The sequence below is a fragment of the Paraburkholderia hiiakae genome (assembly GCF_904848665.1).
Lineage (GTDB): Bacteria > Pseudomonadota > Gammaproteobacteria > Burkholderiales > Burkholderiaceae > Paraburkholderia > Paraburkholderia hiiakae.
Window position 1 is genome coordinate 497,499 of record NZ_CAJHCQ010000001.1, and the last position, 24,028, is coordinate 521,526.

The following is a 24,028-nucleotide window of genomic DNA, read 5'->3' on the forward strand; positions in this document are numbered from 1 at the left end:
CGCGCTTCCCGCCTGGCCGATGCGTCCGGCATAGGCGGCGCTGCAGTGCAAAAAATCATGCGTGTCACGCGCCGCACGGCCATCCCGGCTTCCCCGGATGGGCGGTTTGACGGCCCTCTGTGATACATTTCGTCGTTAGAACGCAACGCTACCATACCGCACCCGCCGCAGCATGTCCGAGCGAAACGATCACGCCGGCCTACCCCAATCTGGACATGCCAGCCAGGCTACCGAGCCAGGGGGTCCGCACCATCATCATCCGGTCCTGCGCCACACGCTGCGCGTGCTGGCGATCATCGCGCTCGTCCTGTATTTCATCGTCTCGGTCCTGCTGCTCGGGCTGCGCTACGTCGTGCTGCCGTACGTGGACAACTTCCGTCCGCGCATCGAGCAGCTCGTCTCCTCGAAGATTCACGCCGAATTCCGCATCGGCCGGCTCGCGCCGCATTGGTCTGGCTTCCAGCCCGGCATCGACGTCACCGATCTGACGATTCGCGACCGCCACGGCAACATCGCGCTCGACGTGCCGCACGCCACGGCGTCGGTGTCGTGGCGCTCGGTCGTGCTGCTCGAACCGCTGCTCTCGAGCATCGTGGTCGAGCAGCCCGACGTGCACCTCTCGCGCGAGGACGACGGCACGCTCACCGTGGCGGGCGTGCCGGTACCCACCGCGCACACGGGCAACGCCACCTTCACGACCTGGCTCATGCGCCAGCAGGCGATCGTGCTGCGCGGCGGCACGCTGCACTGGCACGACGCCACGCGCGACGTGCCCGACCTCGCGCTCTCGCACATCCGCCTTGCGATTCTCAACGACGGCTACGACCACCGCGTCGCGCTCCAGGCGCCGGCCGAGGGCACCGTGCTGCACGGCCCGCTCGACTTCCGCGCGCACTTCACGCACGCGCACTCCGCGCAGGCCGGCAAGCCGATCAGCTGGACGGGCGACACCTACCTCTCGACCGGCCCCGTCGATCTGCCCACGCTCGCGCGCTATATCAACTTCCCGATCGCCACCTTCGCCGGGCGCATCGACAACTCGATCTGGGCTCACTTCTCGAACGGGCGCATTCTCGAGGCGAGCGGCGCGCTAGAAGGAGCGAACATTTCGCTGCGCACGCGGCCCACGCAGCCGCTGCTCGACCTGCCGGTCGCGAGCTTCCACTGGAGCCTGGGCATTCAGCCCGGCGACTACACGCTCAAGCTGCGCGACTTCCACGCCGAACTCGGCCAGCCGCCGCTCGACGACGGCACGCCGCTCACGCGCTCGCTCGCGCTCACCACGCTCGACGCGCGCTTTCGCCAGCAAACGCTCCAGCATGGCCAGTTGATGAGCGTGCACGGCGACCGCATCGATCTCGGCATCCTCGCCGACTTCATGCGCGCGCTGCCGCTGCCCGGGCGCGTGCAAGGCGCGCTCGTGCGCTTCGACCCGCGTGGGATGGTGGCGAACTACGATCTCTCCCTCGAGCGCGCGAAGCCCGAGTCGGGGGAAGCGGCCGCCGAACAGCGCTCCACGAGCGTCGAGCCGGTCACGCACTATCGCTTCAAGGGCGACCTGCAAGGCATCAGCGTGAACGCGCAGGAGCCGGGGCCGGGCCTCACGCCGCGCGGCCATCCGCGCGCGGGCCTGCCGGGAGTCGAGAACCTCTGGGGACACATCGACGCCGACGAGTCGCGCGGCACGATCGACCTCGACACGGCCAACGTGGCCATCACGCTGCCCGGCGTGTTCGACAATCCGCGCCTCACGTTCGACCGGCTCTACGGCGCGGCCAAATGGACCGTGGCCGCCGAGCGCGAGCCCGGCAACCGGCTGAAGGCGTTCACTGTCGATGTCGCGAACCTGGGCGTGGAGAACGCCGACGCACGCGCGAAGATGACCGCGCACTACACGAATCCCGGCAAGGGGCGTGGCTCGCTCGACCTCGTCGCGCACTTCGACGAGGCCAAGGTCAAGGCCATTCCGCGTTACCTGCCCACCGCCATCACCGAGAAGACGCGCATCTATCTCGGCCACGGCCTGCAGGCGGGCATGTCGAAGGGCGCGACGATCGAGATCCACGGTGACCTCACCAAATTCCCCTACTCGCGCGACCCCGACGCGGGCCAGTTCCGCATCGTCGCGCCGTTCACGGGCGGGCGCTTCGACCCGTCGCCGTTCCCGCCGCGCAAGATGCGCAACGGCGCGCCGAACGTCTGGCCGGCATTCGACGGCATCGACGGCATCTTCAAGCTGCATGAGAACAAGCTGCGCTTCGACGTCGATCGCGGCCACTATCGCAACTTCGTGCTGCGCAACGTGAGTGGGCGCATCGAAGAGCTGGGCGTCAAGGGCTCCGATATCGTGATCGAGGGCAGCGGGCGCGGTCCGCTCGCGGACCTGCTCGACTACGCGGACAACAGCTCGATCGGCTACATCTCGAAACACGCCACCGCGAAGGTGCAGGCGCAAGGGCAGTCCACGCTCGCGCTCAAGCTCACGATCCCGCGCCATCCGATGCCGAAGGTGCTGCTCGCGGGCGCCATCGGCTTCGAGAACAACACGCTCAGGGCGAAGAACGTGCCGCCGGTTTCGAACCTCACCGGCCGGGTGCGTTTCACGAACCACAGCGCCAATGTCGACCGACTCACGGCTCGCTTCCTCGGCGGCGACCTGCGCGCAAGCGGCGGGATGCGCGACGACGGGCACTATGCAGTGAACGTGGCGGGCGACGTGGCGGTCGATGCGGCGCGCGGCCTGAACCTGCACGGCATGGCGGCGGCGGCAGTCGGGCGCCTTTCGGGCGCGGCGCCTTACTCGCTTTCGGTGGCCGGCCAACGCGGCCGCCTGCCCGACGTGAAGGCCAACGCCGATCTCACCGGCCTCGCGCTCGACCTGCCCGCGCCGTTCGGCAAGGCGGCCGGCACGCCGATGCCGCTGAACTTCGAATTGCAGCCGGGCACGGGCGCGCCCGCCGAATCCGTCACCGGCACCGACGCCAAGGCCGACGACGCCGCCTTCGAACATGCAGAGCTCACGCTCGGGCCGCTTGCCGCGCGTTACGTGATGCGCCGCCATCCCGGTCACGTACCCGAAGTGGTGCGCGGCGCAATCGGTATGAACCGGCCGGCGGATCTGCCCTCGGAAGGCGTGACCGCCGCCGTCGATCTGCCCACTTTCGACGCCGACGCCTGGCGTGCCGTGGTGCAGCAGATGCGCGGAACGGCAGCAGCGCAAGCCCAGGGCTCGACGCCCGCGCGCACGGCGGCCGCGCCGGTTCCTCCACCGCGAACCGCGGCAGAAAGGGCGGCAGACAGACAAGCTCAAAATGCGGCCCCGGCCGCCGCCTCCGAATCGGCGGCGGTCAACCCCGCTGCCGCGCCGCAAAGCCCGGCGCCGGCCACGACTGCCGCCACGGCAGCGCCGGCCGCGCCCACCGCCGCCTCGTCCCCGCTCGCCCCCGAGGGCGCGGTCGGCCAGTTCCTGCCGTCGCGCTTCGCCGTCCACGTCGGCACGCTCACACTGCTCAAGCGCCACTGGGAGAACGTCGTGCTCGGCGCGTCGCGCACGGGCGAGCGCGGCAACGAATGGCAAGCGAACGTCGCCTCCAACCAGGTCTCGGGCCACGTCGCATGGAAGCCGGGCGCCGTGCCGGGCGCGCCCGGCACGCTCGAAGCGCGGCTCGCTCGACTCACCGTACCCGCCGCCACCGAAAACGACCTGCTCGGCCAGGCGATGTCGCAACCGGCGCAGAACATGCCGTCGATCGACCTCGTCGTGAACCAGCTCATCGTGCGCGATCGCGATCTCGGCCGTTTGCAGGTGAACGCGCACAACTTCGACGACAACGGCGTGCCCGTCTGGCAGCTCGACCAGCTCGACATCAGCAACCCGGACGCCCACCTCACCGCCACGGAAAACTGGCGCGCGGTGGGCGACACGGCCGCCGGCGACGACTCGGCCGCCGCCGGCATGCAAACGCCGCGCCGCACTACGCTCGACTTCCATCTCGACATCAAGGACGCCGGCGCGCTGCTCCTACGCGCCGGTAAGCCGCACGTGCTCAAGAACGGCTCGGGCACGCTCTCGGGCAACCTGGCGTGGCAAGGCGGGCCCACGCGCATCGACTTCCCGTCGCTCAACGGCAACCTCGCGCTCGACCTGCGTCACGGCCAGATCCTCAAGGTCGATCCGGGCGTGGCGAGGCTGCTTGGCGTGCTGAGCCTGCAGAGCCTCGCGCGCTTCGCAACGACGGACTTCCGCGACATCATCGGCGAAGGCTTGCCCTTCACGAGCGCGACGGCCACCGCGCAGATCCAGAACGGCATTGGCAGCACCAACGACTTCAAGCTCGTCACCGCCCCCGCGCGCGCGACGATGGCGGGCAGCGTGGACCTCGCGCACGAAACCCAGGACCTGCGCGTCCACGTGGTGCCGACGGTCAGCGCGGGCGCGGGCGTGGTCGCGGCGGCCATCATCAATCCGCTCTTCGGCCTCGGCGCGCTGATCGGCGACGTCGTGCTCTCGCATACGCTAGAGCACGCGTTCGCGATGGACTTCGCGATCACGGGCCCGTGGGCCAAACCGCACGTTGAGCGGCTGCATGGCGATCAGGGTAAGATGGACGCGCAGACGCCGGCCGCAGCGCACTAAGCTGCCCACTGAGTTGCCCACTAAGTTACGCAGCGAATTGCGCACAGGTGGCCCGCGCCGCGGGCACGCGCTATGCGCGCCATGCACCCCGAACCCATTCAAGATCTGCCGATGAGCGCTCCCCCTCTCGACCCGTTTCGCGTAGCCGCGCTGCAGATGGTTAGCACGCCCGAGCGCGAACGCAATCTCGCCGAAGCGGACAAGCTGATCGCCGAGGCCGCCGCCGCCGGCGCGCGCCTCGTGTTGCTGCCCGAATATTTTTGCTTCATGGGTCACAAGGACAGCGACAAGCTCGCGATCCGCGAGCCCCACGGCGACGGGCCCATTCAGCGCTTTCTCGCGGATGCGGCGAAGCGCCATGGCGTCTGGGTGATCGGCGGCACCTTGCCGCTGAAAGCGCCCGAAGAAACGCGCGTGCTCAACACCACGCTCGTGTTCGACCCGAGCGGCGAGGAGCGCGCGCGCTACGACAAGATCCACCTCTTTAACTTCGAAAAAGGCGCCGAATCATTCGACGAAGCGCGCACGATCCGGCCCGGCGCCGAGGTGCGCACCTTCGAGGCGCCGTTCGGCCGTGTTGGTCTCTCGGTCTGCTACGATCTGCGCTTTCCCGAGCTGTACCGGCGCATGGGCGACTGCGCGCTGATGGTCGTGCCTTCCGCGTTCACTTACACCACCGGCAAGGCGCACTGGGAAATCCTGCTGCGCGCCCGCGCGATCGAGAACCAGTGCTACGTGCTCGCCGCGGCGCAAGGCGGCAAGCACGAGAACGGCCGGCGCACCTGGGGCCAAAGCATGCTGATCGACCCGTGGGGCGAGATCGTCGCGGTACGCGACGAAGGCGCGGGAGTAGTGGCCGGCGACATCGATCTCGAACGTATCGCCAGCGTGCGCGCGAGCCTGCCCGCGTGGCGGCACCGCGTGCTCGACTGCGCGTGACTCGCGTGATGAATGGCACCCCTGGCACGCCGCGCATGAATACCACCGAATTTCACGCGAATTCCACGCGGATTCCACGTTCAGGGCGCTTGATTTCGCAGCACCGCGCCCGAATCTCCATTGACAGACTCATCGATTGATCCCAAAGAGCGCATGAACATCATCGAACCCGGCATCCGCAATCTGGCGACCGCGAAGGACCTGCTCCTCACGCCCTACGGCCTCGACGAGGCAGTGCTCACGCGCACGCTCGGCGAGATCTTCACGCACCGCATCGACTACGCCGACCTCTACTTCCAGACCACGCGCAGCGAGGCCTGGAGCCTTGAGGAAGGCATCGTCAAGTCGGGCAGCTTCAGCATCGATCAGGGCGTCGGCGTGCGCGCCGTGTCCGGCGAGCGCACCGCTTTCGCCTACTCCGACGACCTCTCGCCCGAAGCGATCCGGCAGGCTGCCATCGCCACGCGCTCGATCGCGAAGACCGGCGGCGGCAAGCAGAAGATCCAGGTGGCGAAGTCGCTCACCGGCATTGCGGGCCGCGATCTCTACCTGCCGTCCGACCCGCTCTCCTCGCTCGACGCCACCGAAAAGGTGAAGCTGCTCGAGCGCATCGAAGAGATGGCGCGCGGGCGCGACCCGCGCATCACCCAGGTCATGGCCGCGCTCGCGGGCGAGTACGACGTGGTGCTCGTCGCGCGCAGCGACGGCGCGCTCGCCGCCGACATCCGTCCGCTCGTGCGCGTTTCTGTCACGGTCATCGCCGAGCAGAACGGTCGCCGCGAAATCGGCAACGGCGGCGGCGGCGGCCGCTACGACTACGCCTATTTCACCGACGATATCCTGTCGAAGTACGTGGACGACGCCGTGCACGCCGCGCTCGTGAACCTCGAAGCGCGCCCGGCGCCCGCCGGCGCGATGACCGTCGTACTCGGCCCGGGCTGGCCCGGAGTGCTGCTGCACGAGGCGATCGGCCACGGTCTCGAAGGCGACTTCAACCGCAAAGGTTCGTCGGCGTTCGCGGGGCGAATTGGCGAGCGCGTGGCCGCGAAGGGCGTGACGGTGGTGGACGACGGCACGCTGCCCAACCGCCGCGGGTCGTTGAACATCGACGACGAAGGCAACCCGACCCAGTGCACGACGCTGATCGAAGACGGCATTCTCAAGGGCTACATTCAGGACTCGCTCAACGCGCGCCTCATGAAGATGCCCGTAACGGGCAACGCGCGCCGCGAGTCCTACGCCGCGCTGCCTATGCCGCGCATGACCAACACGTACATGCTCAACGGCGACAAGGATCCGCAGGAGATCATTAGCTCGGTGAAGAATGGCCTTTATGCCGTGAACTTCGGCGGCGGCCAGGTGGACATCACGAACGGCAAGTTCGTGTTCTCGGCTTCCGAGGCCTACATGATCGAGAACGGTAAGGTCACCTACCCCGTGAAGGGCGCGACGCTCATTGGCAGCGGCCCGGAATCGCTCAAGTACGTGAGCATGATCGGCAACGACATGCGTCTGGACTCGGGCGTGGGCGTGTGCGGCAAGGAGGGTCAGAGCGTGCCGGTGGGCGTAGGCCAGCCGACGCTGCGCATCGACCGCATGACGGTGGGCGGCACGGTTTAAGACCTACGCTGGCGCGTACTCCATGCGCGGCGATGCGGAAAATCCGCATCGCCGCGCGGATTTTCTGCACACGAGCCATATTTTTCGCAGATAGTCCGCTTTTTTGCCGCAGCCCGCTTGCCAGCCACGAGAAGCCCGGGTTATAAAGGCAATCACCCTTTTCGACGTAACGAACCGAAGTCACAACGTTCAGACACCGACCGCCATGTTCGCCACGAAGTTTTATTTTTACTTCTTTTGGTATCTCAGACCGCTGGCGGATCGAGAGGGTTGATAGTACGCGCAGAACCCCGAACACACGAGAAACCGCCAGCCAAGCCTGGCGGTTTTTTTTCGCCCTTAGCCCGTGGCGACTTAACCCAGAGCCTTAACTTCATCTAACCGATTTTTTGAAGCACCGTCCACGCGACGCACGCTACGCACAGGATCAGGAGAAAACGACATGCCCCCGCACAACACCGACGATGTCCGCATTCGCGAACTCAAGGAACTCACGCCGCCCGCTCACCTGATCCGCGAATTCCCCTGCTCGGAAGCCGCCTCCACGCTGATCTTCGAATCGCGCCGCGCCATGCACCGTATCCTGCACGGCATGGACGACCGCCTGATCGTCATCGTCGGGCCGTGCTCGATTCACGACACCAAGGCCGCGGTCGATTACGCGAAGAAACTCGTGGAAGAGCGCAATCGCTTCAAGAACGAGCTCGAGATCGTGATGCGCGTGTACTTCGAGAAGCCGCGCACGACGGTGGGCTGGAAGGGCCTCATCAACGATCCGTTCCTCGACAACAGCTTCAAGATCAACGACGGTCTGCGCACCGCGCGCGAGTTGCTCGTCTCGATCAACGAGCTGGGCCTGCCCGCCGGCACCGAATACCTCGACATGATCAGCCCGCAGTACATCGCCGACCTGATCTCGTGGGGCGCGATCGGTGCGCGCACAACGGAATCGCAGGTGCACCGCGAGCTGGCTTCGGGGCTGTCGTGCCCGGTCGGCTTCAAGAACGGCACGGACGGCAACGTGAAGATCGCCGTTGACGCCATCAAGGCCGCCTCGCAGCCACACCATTTCCTCTCGGTGACGAAGGGCGGCCACTCGGCTATCGTCTCGACCGCAGGCAATGAGGACTGCCATGTGATTCTGCGTGGCGGCAAGACGCCGAACTACGACTCGGAAAGCGTGAACGCCGCATGCAGCGACATCGGCAAGGCGGGTCTCGCCGCTCGCCTCATGATCGACGCGAGCCACGCAAACAGCTCGAAGAAGCACGAGAACCAGATTCCCGTGTGCGCCGATATTGGCCGCCAGGTGGCGTCGGGCGACGAGCGCATCGTCGGTGTGATGGTGGAGTCGCACCTCGTGGCGGGCCGCCAGGACCTGAAGGAAGGCTGTGAGCTGACCTACGGCCAGAGCATCACCGATGCGTGCATTGGCTGGGACGAAAGCGTGGGCGTACTAGAAGGGCTCGCGCAAGCTGTGAAGCAGCGCCGCATCGCGCGCGGCTCGGGCAACTGAGCGCGGTAGCGTCTGGAGCGCGCGGCGCGCTCACTTAGAGCCGCGCTGCGCGTGAATTCACAGCCGCGCTGCGCGCTCGGGCCGCACCGCGCCGATGCACAGATCGGCAATCCCGATCACGTTGCCGATGAGCCTGCCGCGCCGGTCGAGATGCGCTTCCGGGCGCACCGACTTCACGCAATTCATGCTCAGCGCGCGCAGGATGTTGCTGGTCGCCTCCTTGCGCGACATCACGCCCTTGTTGCACAGGTACATGGCGTTGACCACCTGCGAATAGCCGAAGCGCCGCCCCGACACGCGGCCGCCTCGCAGCCCGAGGTGGACGCCCAGCAGATAGTCGCAGTACACGACCCCACCCCGGCGCGCAAGGCGCCGCGAGAAGTCTTTATCTTCCAGCCAGCCGTACAGCACGAGACGCTCGTCGAAGCGCAGATCGGCGATAGCCTGCGCGCGGCACGCCATGTTGCATCCATACAGTTCCACGCAGGGCCGCAGCGGCGGACGCTGCATCACCTCGGCTTGCGCGCCGTCCACGAGTTCGACGGCTTCTTCCCATGCGATTGGCTCCGTGTTCGCGCCGTCGCGCAGCGTGCGGCCCGAAAAACCCACGAGATTCGCGTCGCTCTCGAACAGCTCCACACAAAGCTCGATCCAGTGCCGTTCGGGCGCGAAGTCGTCGTCAAGGAAGATCACGACGTCGATGTCCGGTGCGAGCGCATCGAGCGCGCGATTGCGCTGCACGCTCGAACCCGCCGTGCCGATGATTTCGTTCACGCGCAAACCGTCGGCATCGTATGGCCCAATGTCGTCTGCGCTGCTCCCCGAGAAGATGATCTGATCCGGGCGCACCGTTTGCCGCGCGAGCAGACGCACGACCCATGCGGTCGCTGTTGGCCGCCCCTTGGTCGCGATGACCACCGCGACGCGCATGCGCGCCTTCTCGCCGTTCGGGGCCGTGGAAGACGCGAGATCATTGGTTGCGAGCGTTGGCATCGGTTTCTCCGCATTCCGGTGGTCGCTTCGACTCCGGTCGAGGTTAGCACGAGGCCCGCGCGCTGCCAGTCGGGCCGGATTCAAGTTGTCCGAAACGATCTACTCAACGACTGATTCCAACTGTTTGTGAACGATCATGCATGTGGACGCTGTGTGCGCGTTGTCCGCCGCGTGCACATTTACGCACCTTTTACCGCCGCTCTTTTCGTTAATGAATTTCGCATTTATGGCACCTTTTCCGCGCTTTTATCGATTACGCATCATCCATAGCGCAGCACCTCCCGTGAGAATCGTTCAATAGCAATTTTCGGATTCCTCTTTTGATAAGACTCGGCTACAACTGCTAAAAGAGCTTTGCGCAAATATGACCGACTGAACCGTCCCCCGAAAAGATCCTCTCAACATGACTGTGTCGACACGTCGGAGCCAGCCGGTGGAACACGAGATCATCTCTCCGGGCACGACGGTTTGCGAAACCGAATCCGGCGCGCGGCGCAAACGCCCAGTGGTTTTCTACGTGCAACCGTTGATCGCGCGCTATCGCATCGAAGTCATCGAGTCGCTCAATCGTCTTTTTTCCGTCAAAGTCTTCGCGTGCTCCGAAGGCGTGGAAGCCAACGGCTTTTCGCGCGAGAAACCCGCCTGCGACGAATTCATCGAAACGCATATCGCGAGTTTCGCGGGCCTGCCCTCGCGGCGTATCCGCATGCAAAACCGCGTGCTAAGCCGCATCGTTTTAGAACGTCCCGATGCAGTCCTGATCTTTGCAGACGTTCGCTATCTCTCGCTGTGGCTTGCGCTCCTCGCCGGGCGCGTGATGCGCGTGCCCGTATTGATTCACGGCCAGGGACTCTACCGGCACGAGTCCGCGGGACTCATGCGCACGGTCTGCTACCGCCTCGCGGTCGCGCTCGCCGTACGCTACGTCTGCTACACCGAGGCTTCGCGGCGCTCGCTCGTCGGCATCGGCTGCCCGCTCGCCAAGCTCGTCGTCGCGAACAACGCGCTCACGGTCTCGTGCGGTGTGGAGCCCGCCACCAAGACGGGCGTCGAAAGCGGCGTCCTCTTCATTGGCAGGCTGCGCGAAGGTTCGGAGATCGAACCGCTCATCGACGTGGTCGGCCAACTCCACGGCGAAGGCAAAGACATCACGCTCCACGTGATTGGCGACGGCGAGCATGGCGAGCGCCTGAAGCGCAAGTACAGCGATCGCGGCTATGTGGTCTGGTATGGCGCGGTGTTCGACGACGACGCGATCGCGGCGATCAGCCGGCGCTGCCGCGTGGGCTGCTATCCGGGATCGGCGGGCTTGAGCGTCGTGCACATGTTCGCGTTGAGCCTGCCACCCATCGTGCACGACCGGCTGCCGCTGCACATGGGCCCGGAACCAGGCTACGTCGAGGACGGCCGCTCCGGCTTTTTCTTCGGACGCGACGGCGGAACGCAAGCGCTTGCCGCCACGCTGCGTCGCATCTGGTCCATACCGCCCGACGAAATGCGCGCGGCCGCTGCCGCCGCGCATGCGGTGTACTGCCAGCTCAACTCGCCTACGCTTGGCCATCAACTCGCCGAGATCGTCGAAGCAGCGCTGCGCGCTTGAATCGCTGCTGGAATCCCTGGTTATTTCTGCCGCGAGACGCGAAACAGCATCCATGCCGCGCACGAGGCCAGCCCGAAGGTCATCGACCATGCCACGCCCGTCACGCCAAACAGATGCAACGAAGGCGGCACGGACACGATGAGCGTCACGACCTGGAGCAGCGACGCGACGGTGACGGCACGCGCGTCGCCAACGGCGCGCAGATACGAGGCGAGCACTGAGTTCAGCGCGCTGATCGCCATGTTGATGACGAAGATGCGAAAGAGCGGCACGGCCGACAGCCACGCGGCGCCGAGCACGAACGAGAAGAGCGGCTCGGCGGCAAAACGCAGCACGATCACCACGCACGCCAGCCCCGCCACGGCCACGATGAGATACAGCCGGAACAGACGCGCGGCCGATTGCGGCCCGCCGCGATGATGCGCGGCGAACGTGGGAAACAGATACTGCGAGAGGGCAAGCGCGGCGTCGGCAAGCAGCATCTGCGCGAGCTTCGAGGACATCTGCCAGGCGCCCAGTTGTGTCGGCCCGAGCAGCTTGCCCACCACCACCTTGTCGAACTGGTTGGTGATGAGGATGATCACGCTGCTTGCCCAGATCCAGCGGCTGAAACCCACGTAATGGCCGATGCCCGACCAGCGCAGCCGGATCGGCGGACGCGGCGAGAGCACGATCCATGTCACGACGCTCTTGAAAGCCTCGCCGATCATCATGCCGAGCAGCAGCGAGTAAGGACCCGCACCCGCGAGTGCGAGCCCAATGCCGAAGCCGCAGTCGAGACACGAAGACGAAACTTCGATCGCCGCAATATGCTGGAAGTGGCGCTCGCGCTGCGTGATGAAGTACGCGGGCGAGGCGAGTCCGCGCAAGAGCGGCAGCAGCGCGGCAAGCTGCACGAGCCCGATGGCGCCACCGAGGTGAAACTGCGCGTCCATGAGCGGCGCGCTCGCGACGAGCAGCACACCGATCAGCAGGCCCCGCGTGGCGAGCGTGGTCCAGACGGCGCCGGCCTCCTCGCGCGTTGGCGGCGACTGGCCCTGGATCACGGCTTGCGCGAGCCCGGTGTCGGAGAGGGATTCGGCAATCGCAACCGCGAGCAGCGCGACGCTCGCGAGACCGATTGCGGACGGCCCGAGAATGCGCCCGATCACGAGGAACTTGACGGCCACGAGACCGCGCACGACGACCTGCTGCAACAGCACCCAGGTCGCCGCGCCGGGTCCGAAGCCGGCCTTGATCGGTATTGCTGGCAGCCGCACGGCGCGCAAAATCCATCTCCTGTTATCGATCCCTGAGCCGGAGCTTTAGCTCCTTTCCCAGTTCGCTCCAAGCATGTTTGAGAACGCGTTTTCGTTACCCGTTCTGGACCTTACCGCGCCGTAGCTGCCACGACGCGCCATCAACCAGGTGGATTCGGACGGGGCCGGCATCCGTGGGCCGGCATTCGTGCGGCGGCCATCCGCGTCGAGGCCGCGCACGGGACGCGCCCGTCATGAACACTCAATCAATCGGCATATCCCCAGGCATTTTCGGCCACCGTACCCCGCAATCTGGCGCATACCGCTTGCGCACCACTGCTATTTTGTTCGTAATAATGCTCATCGGGCCTGCCGCATGGAAAACGTGTCGATCGCCAGATATCGCAATGCCGCCCCCAACAACCCGGACGCCGCCGCACTATCCGACGCCGAGGCCGACACGCTCGTGATGTCCGATCCACCCGGCGAGCGCGCATCGGCAAGCGGTGACTGGATCGCCATCATCGAGCCGAACTTCACAGGCCACCGCTGGCGCTACGTCGAGTGGATCGCGCAGGCGTGCGTGGAAGCCGGGCACCGCTGCCTCGTGGTCACCGATACGGAATACGCGGACCATCCGCTCGCGCAGCGCATCGTGCGCGAAGCGCGGCCCGATCTGCGCCTCGTGCTGCTCGACCTGCATACCGTTCCGCCCGGCCCGCATTTCGCCGCGAGCGTGTACATGCGCTTTCGCAACTTCTATGCGCGCGCCTTCCGGCAGATCAGCAAAACGATGGACGTACGGCTCGTCGTGGCGCCCTACGCCGACTACTTCTTCTACACGCTCGCGGGGTTCGACTCGCCATTCGGCGAGACACCGTGGATCGCCATCATCATGGGCATGACGTTTCATCACGCGGGCATCGGCTTGCGCACGCCGCGCCGCCGCTTCGTCGACATGGCCAAGTCGGCGCTGTTTCGCCGCGCCATGCGCTCGCGCGGGCTGCGCGAACTCTTCACGATCGACCCGACGCTGCCCGACTGGTTCGCGAGCACGAAGCCCCGGCGCGCCGCGCCGCTCAGCTATCTCGCTGACCCGTTTCCCGAAATCGAGGGCATGGACCCGCTGCTCGCGCGCGAGCAACTGAAGCTCGACGCGCATACGCGCTACCTGCTCGTGTACGGCGCGATCGGCGAGCGCAAGGGCATTCGCGAGCTGATGCTCGCGCTCGAGCACAAGCCCGACGCGCCCTGCCTCGTGATCGCCGGCCAGCAGGATGACGAAACGCGCGCGTTCATCGACGCACACGCTCCGCGACTCGCGAGCGCGCCGGTGATCTTCAACCAGTTCATCTCCGACGAGATGGAGCGCGAACTCTTCAGCGCCTGCGACGCCGTGTGGCTAGGCTACAAGCAGCACTACGGCATGAGCGGCGTACTCGTGCAGGCGTACCGCTTCGGCAAGCCCGTGGTGGCCAGCGCCGACGGCCTGATTGGCTGGTATTGCCGCGACGGCGCGCTCGGCCCGCTCCTCGACGACCTCGAGCCCGCCACGATCGCGCACGCGCTCGATACGCTCGCGCAGCGCTGGCGCGCATCGAATACCGCGCAGCCCGCGGGCGAACACCTCCTGTCAAGCCACACGCTCGCACAGTTCAAGCACACGCTGCAGGCCGCGATGGCGTGAGCATAGGCAAACGCTTGGACCAACATCGACAACTATTCAGTAAGCCGAATCAGTTCAACCCGCTCACGCAACGCCTTCGATCTTGTTGTCCGCCGCGCCCGCGTTGGGGCGGTCGGCCGGGACGGCCCTGCGCGTGTCGGGGAACATCGCCTCGCGCAGACGCAGGAACGGGAACTCGACGGCGCGCGTGGTGAGATAGCCCAGCACCGTAGCGATGAAGAACTGCGCGACGATCACGACCAGCCAGGCGGCGAGCGGCGGCACGCCGAGCGCGCTTGTCTTGTGAATCAGATAGTCGCCGGGCGCGAGCGCGAGCGAATGCCAGAGATAAATGCCGTACGAGTACACGCCGAGCCACGCAAGCCCGCGATACAACCACGTCGTGCGCAATCTGCCCGAATGTTCGAGCACGAGCATGATGAGCGCGCAAAAGCCGATGGCCTGAATCGTGTAGCCAATGCTCTCGTCCAGCGCGACATCGGGCGTCGCGAAGACGAGCCAGACGAGGAGCAGCCCCACCGCGCCGAACAGCCAGCGCTTCTTCGCGACGAGCATGCGCCAGACTTCGGGCTTCATCCAGTAGACGGTCGCGAGGATCACGCCAATCAGCAGGCTGTCCATGCGGTACTGCGTGTAGTTGAACGCGCCGACGAGATCCCCGTGCGATACCGCGATGCAACGCGCGCTCAAGACGATCGCGCAGAGGCCGGCCATCACGGCGATCAGCGCATTCGCGCGCAACCGGAAGTGTGCGAGCAGGATCAGCAGTGCGGGCAGGAACAGATAAAAGTGCTCTTCGACAGCGAGGCTCCACGTTTGCGCAATGGAGGTGCCGAAGTAATTCTGCATGTGAGTGAGGTTCTGCCAGAGGAACGTATCGGGCCGATGACGGCCTGCTAGCAGGTGAAACAAAATCAGCGCGTAGTACGCAGGCCAGATCTTGAAGATCCGCCGTACGATGAAACGGCGCGCGCCGATGCGGCCCGTTTGCGAGTATTGGCGCAGCAGCAGGCCGCCCACGAGAAAGCCGCTTAGTGTGAAGAAAAGGTTCACGCCTTCGTGGCCGAAGCTTTTCAGCGGGTACTCGATCACGCTCACCCACGGATGACCTGTGCGCACCGTGTGGAAGTGATAGCCCATCACGACAAAGATCGCGATGCCACGCACGAAGTCGAGCTCGACGGAACGCCCTTTCGTCGACACTCCCACTCCATGTAGTAGCTTCATGACCTTTCCCTCGCTACGTCCATGCCGGATTCTTCCGCAAGGCAGACGATGAAAAACTTACTCCTGCCGGCCCCATCTTGAACACAGGCGCCGTGCAGCGTGCGCCAAGTTCCCGCCGTTCTCAGCCAGGTGTGTGGGCGAAACCACACGCCGGATCAGAATATTTTTCCTGCCGCCACAACCCTGCCGCTACCCGCCACGCGCATGCGCAAGCCACTTGCGGCGTTTTATATTGAGTCGAGCCAACGCGTGCGGCGCGCATATATCTTGCGCAGCGTATGCGACCCTATGCACCGCACCGGGAGGAACGCCGATGCGAAACAAACATGCTGCTCTATGGCTCTGGGTGTGCCTCGTGCCTCTCGCTTTCGACTATAAGGCCCCGGACTCCCAGTTCGGCCACGGCGCGCAATGGCTGGCCGTCATTCCGGCCCTGGCAGGCGCGCTCATTCTTGCGATGATCGGGCCGCGCTTTGCGCGCCCGACCCGGCTGCGCTCGTTCGTCACGGGCGCGCTCGTGGCGAGCCTCATCGGCAGCCTGATTGCGCAAATGCTGCAGCACAATCCGGTTGGCCAGTACCTGCGCGTGATCCTGCCGTTTCTGCTGTTCGCGCTCGGCTACTGGGCCACGTGCCGCCCGTGGCACCCGATTCGCGTCATGCAGATGCAGCGCGCGCTCTATTACGCAAACGTGCTTTGTCTCGTGTTCACGTTCTTCTTCGGCTTGCTGGCTGTAGGCGGGCCGCTCTCCGACATACGCTTTCGCATCGTCTCGCCGACCATGCTCGCGCTGCAGGCCATGCTGTTGCACCAGTTCATCGTCGCCCGGCGCTTCAACATGACGATGGTCATGGTGTTCCTTGCCACGCTCGTCGTCGAATTGCTGAGCGTCACGCGTAGCCTGCTGATCGCGACCGTCCTGCTCGCCATGTTCGCGGCGTGGCTCGCCTCGCCGTCGCTCAGCCATCTGATCAAATCGTTCTTCCGCACGGGTATCGCGCTTTCGTTCGTCGTCGCGCTCGGCGTGGGGACTGCGTGGCTCTTCCCGTCCATCACCGAACACTGGACGCAGCGCGTGACGGCCGCGCAAAGCTCGGAGTCCGACCGCGATCCGACCACAGTCACGCGTATTGCGGAAATGCGCGACCAGTACGATCAGGTCACCGAATCGGTGGAGTCGGTACTGTTCGGCAAGGGTTATGGCCACCTTTACCGCTACTCACCCATTTACTACCAGTACGTGAACCAGACGTTCAGCAAGGACGATTACTTCAACACCAGCGACTGGGTGGCTGGCCACAACTTCTGGGTGTATCAGCTCTACGCCGAAGGCATCGTGTTCGGGGCCTGCATGCCGCTCGCCGTGATCGTCGCGCTCATCGTCGCGGGCCGCGCATTCAGGCGTTGGCGCCGCATTGCGCCGCGTCACCCGATGCTCATGCCGCTCAGCATGGCGCTGCTCGTGCTCGCCGCGCTGCCGGGCGCGTCGATCGGCGGCAATCCGCTCGGCACGCGCTTCTCGGGCCTCGTGTACGGCCTCGCGCTCGGCCTCATCGTCGCGCTGTATTCGCAGCTTCATTACCGCATTGACCTTCAACGCAAGCGCCAGCGCCTGCACCCGTCCTACGGGCGCGAGCCTGCCTTCCGACCCACGGCGCCCGCGGCGGCGCCGGTGCCGCTCACCACGTATGCGACTCCGGAGCCCCGATGAAAATCCTGCACCTCGTATCCACGGTCGACCCGCGTTCGGGCGGCCCGATTGAAGGCGTGCGTCAGAGCGGTCTCGCGATGTCGGCGCTCGACCACCAGATCGAAGTGGCCTCGCTCGACCCCATCGACGCGCCTTACGTGCGCGAATTCCCGCTCCCACTGCACGCCTTGGGCCCTGGCCGCGGGCACTACGGATACACCCCCGGCTACGTGCCGTGGCTGCGCGCGAACGCGAGGCGCTTCGACGCGGCGATCGTGCACGGGCTCTGGCAATACCACGGCTTCGGCGCGTGGCGCGCGCTGCGCCACGCCCAGGTGCCGTACTACGTGTACACGCACGGCATGCTCGATCCGTGGTTCAAGGCGACCTATCCGGGCAAGCATCTGAAGAAATGGGCTTACTGGCCGTGGGCCGATTTTCGCGTGCTGCGCGACGCCGCCGCCGTGATCTTCACGACCGACGAAGAACGCCTGCTCGCGCGCGAATCGTTCTGGCTGTACCGAGCGAACGAGCGCGTCGTGCCGTTCGGCACCAATGCGCCCAACGAGAGCGCGGACACGTTGCGGGAAGCCTTCCTGCAACAGTCGCCGCATCTGCGCAACAAGCGCATCGTGCTGTTCCTCGGGCGCCTGCACCCGAAGAAGGGCTGCGACGTGCTGATTCACGCGTTCGCCGAACATGCGCGCCAAACGCCGGATGCGCATCTGCTGATTGGGGGCCCCGACCAGAGCAACTGGCAGCCCGCGCTGCAAGCGATGGCGCAGTCACACGGCATTACGCACCGCATCAGCTGGCCGGGCATGCTGCAGGGCAATCTCAAGTGGGGCGCGTTTTTTGCTAGCGACGTATTCGTGCTGCCTTCGCACCAGGAGAATTTCGGCGTTGCCGTGGCCGAGGCACTGGCGTGCGGGCTGCCCGCACTGGTCTCGGACAAGGTGGGCATATGGCGCGAGATCGATGAGGATGGCGCGGGTTTCGTCGCGCCCGACACGGTCGCCGGCACGCAGCGGAACTTCGCGTCATGGCGCGCGCTCGACGAACGCGCGCGCGACGCGATGCGCGCGCAGGCACGGCGCACGTTCGATGCGCGCTTCGCGATGGATGGCATGGTGCGCTCGCTGCTCGGCTTGTTGCAGGAACATCTGTCGCACGCGGGCACTCGATTTCGCCCAGAGCACCCGCTGAGCGCCATGGCGCAGGGCGAGCCCGCGGAGCAAACCGAATAAGCGGAAAAAGCGGAAAAAAGACGGCATCAGATAGCGGAAATGGTAGGGATTGGCAGGGGTGACGAAGCAACGCAGCTGAAGCGTCATAACGAGTCGAACGATGGGCCCGCGTTGCACTTTCGTGGCGATGTGCGAATCCTGTGAGTAAGGGGGCAACACTATGTTAGACAGCACACCTGATTGTTCTGGCGGCGAGGCCGTGGATGCAACTGCAGCAACCGCGACGCAGCCCGCGCGCAGTTTGCGCGGATTATCGGCGGGCCGCGCACGGGCGGCCATGTCGGCGATGGTGGCCATGGTGACGACCGCGGCCCTGCTTGCGGGCTGCGGGCTCTCGCCTGGCATGACGGCGCCATCGAGCGTCACGCAGGCGAAGGCCGCGACCGGCGCCGCGCACACGGGCGGCAACGGAGATCAGCCTCCACCGGGCGCACTCGTCGAGATCAACAACGAACTGGTCGCAAAGGAGGCGGCGGAGAGACCGGCGACTGTCCCGTCGAACGTCGAGACGTTGTTCGGCACGCCCAAGCCCTACACGCTCGGGCCCGGCGACGTGCTGAGCATCGTCGTGTGGGATCACCCCGAGATGAATCTGCCATCGGGCGGCAGTGGTGGCGGCAACGGGGCGCAGGACCAGAGCGCGAGCCAGGTGCAGTCGGGCTATACCGTCGACTCGTCTGGCGCGATCCAGGTAGCCTACGTCGGGCCGATCCACGTGGCGGGGCTCACCGAGATGGAAGCGCGCAACCTCGTGGCGAGCAAGCTGGCCTACTACCTGAACAAGCCACAGGTGACGCTGCGCATCGAGTCATACCGCAGCCGGCGTGTGTATGTGGACGGCGAAGTGCGCACGCCTGGCCTCATGGTGCTCAACGACATGACGATGTCACTGCCCGAGGCGATCAACCGCGCGGGCGGCTTCACGGCGGCGGGCGACCGCTCGCGGGTTAGCGTGACGCGCGGCGACAAGACGATCCTGGTGAACATTCCCGACATGATCAAGAAGGGCGTGAACCCGGACAAAATCCTGCTGCAAAACGGCGACCTCGTGCGCGTGTATTCGGCGAACGAAAGCCGCGTGTTCGTGCTCGGCGAAGTCGGGCACCCGGGGCCGCTTCCGTTCGATAACGGGCACCTCTCGCTGAACGACGCGCTGGGCAACGCGGGCGGCATCAGCCAGGGATCGGGCGACGCCTCGCAGGTGTATGTGGTGCGCGGGCAGCAGGAAGGACACCGCACGGTCTTCCACCTCGACGCGTCGACGCCGGAAGCCATGGCGACGGCCGACGAGTTCGACCTGAAACCGAACGATGTCGTGTTCGTCGATGCCTCGGCGCTCGTGAAGTGGAGCCGCGTCATCAACCTGATCCTGCCGAGTACGCAGGCGGCCGCAGCGGGCCGGGCGGTGGGTTACGGCGGGTACTAGCGTGGCGGAGTTCGTGTGGGTATGAGCAGGCCTTCGGGCCTGCTCATACCGAGAATGAACGTGCTTGAAACGAGCCAGCCAGGAGCCGCCTTATGCCTTGGGCGGCTTGCTTTGCTCAAAGCGCCAGCGGATAAAGCGGCACGGATTGCCGCCATACACGCCGCCGGCTTCCAGCGATCGATGCACGACCGAGAGCGGCGTGACGACCGCCGAGCGTCCGATCGTCACGCCCATTTGCACCACGCATTTCGACGAGACCCACGCGCCGTCCTCGATCACGATCGGCGCGACATGCAAGTCCATGTTCGTGCGCATGTCGTGCGACCCCGCGCTGAGAAACGCCCCCTGCGAAATGCAGACATTCGAGCCAATGCGGATGGGCGCCTGGTTGTAGATCCACACGTCCACGCCGATCCAGCAGTTGTCGCCCATTTCCAGATTCCACGGCGCCTTCACACGCATGGGGTGCACGAGGCGGCAACCCTCGCCGACCTTCGCGCCGAACAGGCGCAGCAAGCCCACGCGCAGCGCGGAGAGCGGCAGCAGACGATTGTCGAGCACGCAGGTCTCGACGAGATACCACGCGGCCTGCACGAACTTGCCCCGGCGCGCGACGTAATTGCCCTTGCCCGCACGGCTCAAATCGATCACGCGGATGTCCGCGCTGGCAGACTGCGCTGCGGCCGGCGGCGCGGCGCCTGCGGACGGTGCCTCGCCAGCGCCATCCCAGCGACCCGCCGCGCTGACGCTCCCTTTGAGTGTCCCTAAACCTTCGACCGCTTCCGTCATGAACGCTCCTTGCCCATCCGGGTCGGTTCTCTGCGGCTTCCCTGCTGCTTTCCGGCTTGTCGCGAGCCCTGGCCGATTGGACAACGGGCCGCATCAAGCGACGATTTCATTATCGGGCGGCCTGCGCATCGCCTCTCGCGCGTGGCCGACACGGCAGGGGTTTTGGCGCAGCGGGGCGACGCTGCGTGGGCAACATGAAGGCTTGATGCCGCATGATTCGCGGCGCGCGGGATCCATGCCATGTTCAGCTTTTATCGTCATCGATTTGCACCTTATGCGCTCGCCGCCGCGCTGCAAACCGCGTGCGCCGCATGGCCGTGCCCGGTGTTTGCACAAAATGCCCCGTCCGGCGCGCCAACCGGCGGCTCGCCCGCTACTGCGAGCGACCAGAGCAGCCAGGGCGACACCCTCACCAATGCCGTGCAGCGCCAGAAACTCGACGAACAGCGCCTGCTCGGCGGCCCGGGCACTTCGGGCAACCCGTACAGCGTGACCCCGTACACCAGCAACGGCGCTTCGCCAGACGACGCGGAAGACGCGCTCACGAACGAAAAGCACATGCACGTCGTCACGCCAGGGGACTACGCAGCGAGCATGGCGAACGCCACGGGCGGCAGGGTCGACAGAGGCAGCGCTTCGGGAAGCAGCAGGATCGGATCGAACGGCAGGTCTCGCGCCGGCAGCGCTATGGCGAAGAATTCGGCAGGTGGACATCGATCGACCGCCGGGTACGACTACGGCGCAAGCCAAACCTCTCCGACCGCCCAGGTCTATGGCAAGCCGTACAGCAACCCGTACGGGTCACCGGACCAGACCAACTCGGAACTGTACAAATCGCCCTGGTAAATTCCGCCAGCAACCCAAGGCCACAAACGCGGCCTTGGGCGCCTTCGATCACACATCGGACTGCTCGACCTCTGGCAACGTCGACCCGCCCTGCCCCGCTTGATGCGCAGGTTGACCCGCGCCTTGCTGCGCCGAAGAACCGCCACTCGACGCTGACTGCGGCGCAACTCGCGTCTGACCCGCCGGCTCGGCAACCTCACCCGCGAGCCCGGCAAGCCTCGCTTCGAGCACGTCGAAGATCGCTTGCGGTGACAGCGTGCGCTTCGCGTAGCGCCGTGCGGCACGGCCAAGCGCGGCGCTACGCGCGGGGTCACCGGCCAGTTCGACGATCGCCGCGGCCAGCGCCTCGCCGTCCTCGGGCGGCACCACGATGCCATGGTCCGACACCACGTCGAAGAGACTCGTGCCGGGCCGCGCCATGGCGACCACCGCACGGCCGCTCGCGAGCATGCCCGTGAGCTTCGAGGGCATCACGAGGTCGGCGGCGTCGTTGCGCTGCGGCAGCACGTGGATATCGGCCACGTTCAGCAGTTCGTTGAGCATCGACACTGGCTGCAGCGGCAGCACATGACAGTTCGAGAGCGGCTCGCAACGCGCCATCAGTTCCCGCTTGGCCGCGCCGTCGCCGCAGAACACGAAGCTGATATCCGTGTGGGCGACAAGCGCCGTTGCGACGTCCGCGAGGATTTCGATGCCCTGCTTCGCCCCCATGTTCCCCGAGTACAGCACCACGGTGTTGTCCTGCGGGATGCCTAGGCGCCGCCGGAACGCGCTCGGATACGGCAGCGGAAAGATCGCCTGGGTATCGACCCAGTTCGGCAGGCACACGGCGCGTGAGGCGTCCGCGCCCTTGTCGATGGCGCGCTCGACCATGCGTGCCGAAATCGACGACACGGCGTCGAAGCGCCGCAACAGCCAGCGTTCGCCGGCGAGGGCCGCGCGCCCGAGGCGCGACCCCTGGCCGCCCTTGAGCAGCCCCAGATCGAATGCTGCATCGACTTCGAAGTCCTGAATATGCAGCCAGCTGCTCGCGCCAACGGCGCGCGCGAGCATGAGCGCGCCGGGCGCGCAAAAGAGCGTCGGCACGATCAGCATGACGGCCTGGGGCCGCCACGCCGCGAGCCGCGCGAGGAGCGGCAGCGACGAAAGTGCGAAGCTCGCCAGATGGACGATGCGTTTGAAGCCGCCCTGCTGCGAAGGCACCCACAGCGGCGCACGCCAAACGTCCACGCCACGCAAGGTTTCGCGTGTGTAGCGCCCCGCGCGATAGCCGTCGTGCACGCGCCACTGCGGGTAATAAGGCGGCGCGCAGACCACGCGCACCTCGTGGCCGTGCGTCGCGAGCAACTCCGCCATTTCGGCCGTGTATTTGCCGACGCCTGTCACTTCAGGCGCGTAATTCAGTCCGTAGATCAGGATTCTCATTGCGTTGCTTCCGTCCCTGAACTGCTTTTGAACTGCTCGTCTACCGCTTTCATTCGTCTCGCGCGTCGAGCGAAAAAAAGCGGGCGTCGTGCATCCGGTCCGCGCACGACGCCCACCACCAACCAGACGCCTCTTCCCTTTCGTCCCTGGGGCCGATTGTTTGAAAGCCACCGGTCCCGTCAGGTCACCTCAAACCCGCATGCCCGCCTCGTATGCCGGCGCGGCATAGGTTTGAAGAAAGTCGTCGTAGGTGCGGGCGAGCCCCTCCTGGAGGCCAATGTGCGCGTGCCAGCCCAAATCGCCCAGGCGCGACACGTCGAGCAACTTGCGTGGCGTGCCATCGGGCTTGGTCGAATCGAATACCAGTTCGCCGGCGAAGCCCACCACGTCGCACACGCGCTGCGCGAGATCGTGGATCGACAGATCCTCGCCAACGCCGACGTTGTAGACGCCGTCGCCGGTCTCGTGCTCCAGCACGAAGATCGTCGCATCGGCGAGATCGTCGACGTGCAGGAATTCGCGGCGCGGCCTGCCTGAACCCCAGACGGTCAAGGTGCGCTGGCCGTTGCTGCGCGCCTCGTGCGCCTTGCGGATGAGCGCGGGCAGCACGTGGCTGCTGCCGAGATCGTAGTTGTCGTTGGGGCCGTACAGGTTGGTCGGCATGAGCGAGACGAAATGCGTGCCGTACTGGCGGTTGTACGCTTCGCAGAGCTTCAGGCCTGCGATCTTCGCGATCGCGTAGGCCTCGTTGGTCGGCTCGAGCGGCGAGGTGAGCAGATACGTTTCGCGGATCGGCTGCGGACATTCGCGCGGATAAATGCACGACGAGCCGAAGAACACGAGGCGCTGCACGCCCGCGTTGTACGACGCCCGGATCACGTTGGTCTCGATCGCCAGGTTGTCCCAGGCGAATTGTGCAGGCTGCGTCGAATTCGCCAGGATGCCGCCCACGCGCGCGGCCGCGAGCAGAACTGCGTCGATGTTCTCGCCTTCAAAAAAGGCGTCGACCGCAGCCTGATCGGTGAGGTCAAGCTCCGCGTGGGAACGCGTGACGAGGTTACGGTAGCCGTGCGCTTGCAACGCGCGCACGAGCGCTGAGCCCACCATGCCGCGGTGGCCGGCAACGAAGATTCGGGAGTTCGTGTCCAT

Annotated in this window: 16 protein-coding genes; 10 read left to right on the forward strand and 6 right to left on the reverse strand. The window is 65.8% G+C overall.

From position 1 onward, the window contains the following. The first annotated feature begins 172 nt into the window (after positions 1-172). The 4 genes from JMY28_RS02180 (at position 173) to aroG (ending at position 8,711) form a co-directional block, all read left to right on the forward strand. On the forward strand, positions 173-4,636 hold the full coding sequence (locus JMY28_RS02180; RefSeq protein ID WP_201694191.1) for a YhdP family phospholipid transporter: 4,464 nt from the start codon (positions 173-175) through the stop codon (positions 4,634-4,636). A gap of 111 nt (positions 4,637-4,747) precedes the next feature. After that, entirely contained in the window at positions 4,748-5,575 is an 828-nt protein-coding gene (locus JMY28_RS02185; protein ID WP_201694192.1) for a carbon-nitrogen hydrolase family protein, read from the forward strand. Positions 5,576-5,728: 153 nt separating this feature from the next. Next, positions 5,729-7,195, forward strand: coding sequence for a metalloprotease TldD (gene tldD / locus JMY28_RS02190; protein WP_201694193.1), 1,467 nt, complete (start codon positions 5,729-5,731; stop codon positions 7,193-7,195). Positions 7,196-7,637: 442 nt separating this feature from the next. Next, the gene (gene aroG / locus JMY28_RS02195) at positions 7,638-8,711 is read left to right on the forward strand and encodes a 3-deoxy-7-phosphoheptulonate synthase AroG (protein ID WP_201694194.1); all 1,074 of its coding nucleotides are present in this window, start codon (positions 7,638-7,640) and stop codon (positions 8,709-8,711) included. 57 nt (positions 8,712-8,768) lie between these two features. Here aroG and JMY28_RS02200 read toward each other — a convergent pair whose 3' ends face one another. After that, positions 8,769-9,704, reverse strand: a complete 936-nt coding sequence (locus JMY28_RS02200; RefSeq protein ID WP_236596654.1) for a glycosyltransferase family 2 protein — start codon at positions 9,702-9,704, stop codon at positions 8,769-8,771. A gap of 403 nt (positions 9,705-10,107) precedes the next feature. Between JMY28_RS02200 and JMY28_RS02205 the strand changes: the two genes are divergently transcribed. Next, positions 10,108-11,304 carry a glycosyltransferase gene (locus JMY28_RS02205; RefSeq protein ID WP_201694195.1) on the forward strand — a complete coding sequence of 399 codons (1,197 nt, stop codon included), beginning with the start codon at positions 10,108-10,110 and terminating at the stop codon, positions 11,302-11,304. Between the two features lie 20 nt (positions 11,305-11,324). Here JMY28_RS02205 and JMY28_RS02210 read toward each other — a convergent pair whose 3' ends face one another. Beyond that, a complete protein-coding gene (locus JMY28_RS02210; protein ID WP_201694196.1) occupies positions 11,325-12,572 on the reverse strand; it encodes an oligosaccharide flippase family protein in 1,248 nt (415 codons plus the stop codon). Between the two features lie 346 nt (positions 12,573-12,918). Here JMY28_RS02210 and JMY28_RS02215 point away from each other — a divergent pair, with 346 nt between their 5' ends. Continuing rightward, a complete protein-coding gene (locus tag JMY28_RS02215; protein WP_236596655.1) occupies positions 12,919-14,229 on the forward strand; it encodes a glycosyltransferase in 1,311 nt (436 codons plus the stop codon). 63 nt (positions 14,230-14,292) lie between these two features. On the opposite strand, the gene JMY28_RS02220 is transcribed toward JMY28_RS02215, so the two are convergent. After that, a complete protein-coding gene (locus tag JMY28_RS02220) occupies positions 14,293-15,456 on the reverse strand; it encodes an acyltransferase family protein (RefSeq protein WP_201694197.1) in 1,164 nt (387 codons plus the stop codon). A 313-nt stretch (positions 15,457-15,769) separates the two neighbouring features. Here JMY28_RS02220 and JMY28_RS02225 point away from each other — a divergent pair, with 313 nt between their 5' ends. The 3 genes from JMY28_RS02225 (at position 15,770) to JMY28_RS02235 (ending at position 19,819) form a co-directional block, all read left to right on the forward strand. Continuing rightward, positions 15,770-17,167 (forward strand): sulfite exporter TauE/SafE family protein, encoded by a 1,398-nt coding sequence (locus tag JMY28_RS02225; protein WP_201694198.1) that lies wholly within the window; start codon positions 15,770-15,772, stop codon positions 17,165-17,167. Beyond that, positions 17,164-18,393 (forward strand): glycosyltransferase, encoded by a 1,230-nt coding sequence (locus JMY28_RS02230; protein WP_201694200.1) that lies wholly within the window; start codon positions 17,164-17,166, stop codon positions 18,391-18,393. Before JMY28_RS02225 ends, JMY28_RS02230 begins: the two co-directional genes overlap by 4 nt. A gap of 277 nt (positions 18,394-18,670) precedes the next feature. Further along, the gene (locus tag JMY28_RS02235) at positions 18,671-19,819 is read left to right on the forward strand and encodes a polysaccharide biosynthesis/export family protein (protein WP_236596674.1); all 1,149 of its coding nucleotides are present in this window, start codon (positions 18,671-18,673) and stop codon (positions 19,817-19,819) included. A gap of 90 nt (positions 19,820-19,909) precedes the next feature. Here the strand turns inward: JMY28_RS02235 and JMY28_RS02240 are convergent, their stop codons facing one another. Next, the gene (locus JMY28_RS02240; RefSeq protein ID WP_236596656.1) at positions 19,910-20,608 is read right to left on the reverse strand and encodes a DapH/DapD/GlmU-related protein; all 699 of its coding nucleotides are present in this window, start codon (positions 20,606-20,608) and stop codon (positions 19,910-19,912) included. Positions 20,609-20,848: 240 nt separating this feature from the next. Here JMY28_RS02240 and JMY28_RS02245 point away from each other — a divergent pair, with 240 nt between their 5' ends. Next, positions 20,849-21,454 carry a hypothetical protein gene (locus JMY28_RS02245; protein ID WP_201694204.1) on the forward strand — a complete coding sequence of 202 codons (606 nt, stop codon included), beginning with the start codon at positions 20,849-20,851 and terminating at the stop codon, positions 21,452-21,454. 48 nt (positions 21,455-21,502) lie between these two features. On the opposite strand, the gene JMY28_RS02250 is transcribed toward JMY28_RS02245, so the two are convergent. Then, positions 21,503-22,879, reverse strand: coding sequence for a glycosyltransferase WbuB (locus JMY28_RS02250; RefSeq protein WP_201694206.1), 1,377 nt, complete (start codon positions 22,877-22,879; stop codon positions 21,503-21,505). A gap of 189 nt (positions 22,880-23,068) precedes the next feature. Continuing rightward, positions 23,069-24,028, reverse strand: a complete 960-nt coding sequence (locus tag JMY28_RS02255) for a GDP-L-fucose synthase family protein (protein ID WP_201694208.1) — start codon at positions 24,026-24,028, stop codon at positions 23,069-23,071.

Bases quoted from the DNA above. Each gene is read 5' to 3' on its own strand.
- JMY28_RS02180 (WP_201694191.1), top strand. From the start codon at position 173: ATGTCCGAGCGAAACGATCACGCCGGCCTACCCCAATCTGGACATGCC.
- JMY28_RS02185 (WP_201694192.1), top strand. From the start codon at position 4,748: ATGAGCGCTCCCCCTCTCGACCCGTTTCGCGTAGCCGCGCTGCAGATG.
- tldD (WP_201694193.1), top strand. From the start codon at position 5,729: ATGAACATCATCGAACCCGGCATCCGCAATCTGGCGACCGCGAAGGAC.
- aroG (WP_201694194.1), top strand. From the start codon at position 7,638: ATGCCCCCGCACAACACCGACGATGTCCGCATTCGCGAACTCAAGGAA.
- JMY28_RS02200 (WP_236596654.1), bottom strand. From the start codon at position 9,704: ATGCCAACGCTCGCAACCAATGATCTCGCGTCTTCCACGGCCCCGAAC.
- JMY28_RS02205 (WP_201694195.1), top strand. From the start codon at position 10,108: ATGACTGTGTCGACACGTCGGAGCCAGCCGGTGGAACACGAGATCATC.
- JMY28_RS02215 (WP_236596655.1), top strand. From the start codon at position 12,919: ATGGAAAACGTGTCGATCGCCAGATATCGCAATGCCGCCCCCAACAAC.
- JMY28_RS02220 (WP_201694197.1), bottom strand. From the start codon at position 15,456: ATGAAGCTACTACATGGAGTGGGAGTGTCGACGAAAGGGCGTTCCGTC.
- JMY28_RS02225 (WP_201694198.1), top strand. From the start codon at position 15,770: ATGCGAAACAAACATGCTGCTCTATGGCTCTGGGTGTGCCTCGTGCCT.
- JMY28_RS02230 (WP_201694200.1), top strand. From the start codon at position 17,164: ATGAAAATCCTGCACCTCGTATCCACGGTCGACCCGCGTTCGGGCGGC.
- JMY28_RS02235 (WP_236596674.1), top strand. From the start codon at position 18,671: ATGTCGGCGATGGTGGCCATGGTGACGACCGCGGCCCTGCTTGCGGGC.
- JMY28_RS02240 (WP_236596656.1), bottom strand. From the start codon at position 20,608: ATGACGGAAGCGGTCGAAGGTTTAGGGACACTCAAAGGGAGCGTCAGC.
- JMY28_RS02245 (WP_201694204.1), top strand. From the start codon at position 20,849: ATGTTCAGCTTTTATCGTCATCGATTTGCACCTTATGCGCTCGCCGCC.
- JMY28_RS02250 (WP_201694206.1), bottom strand. From the start codon at position 22,879: ATGAGAATCCTGATCTACGGACTGAATTACGCGCCTGAAGTGACAGGC.
- JMY28_RS02255 (WP_201694208.1), bottom strand. From the start codon at position 24,028: ATGGACACGAACTCCCGAATCTTCGTTGCCGGCCACCGCGGCATGGTG.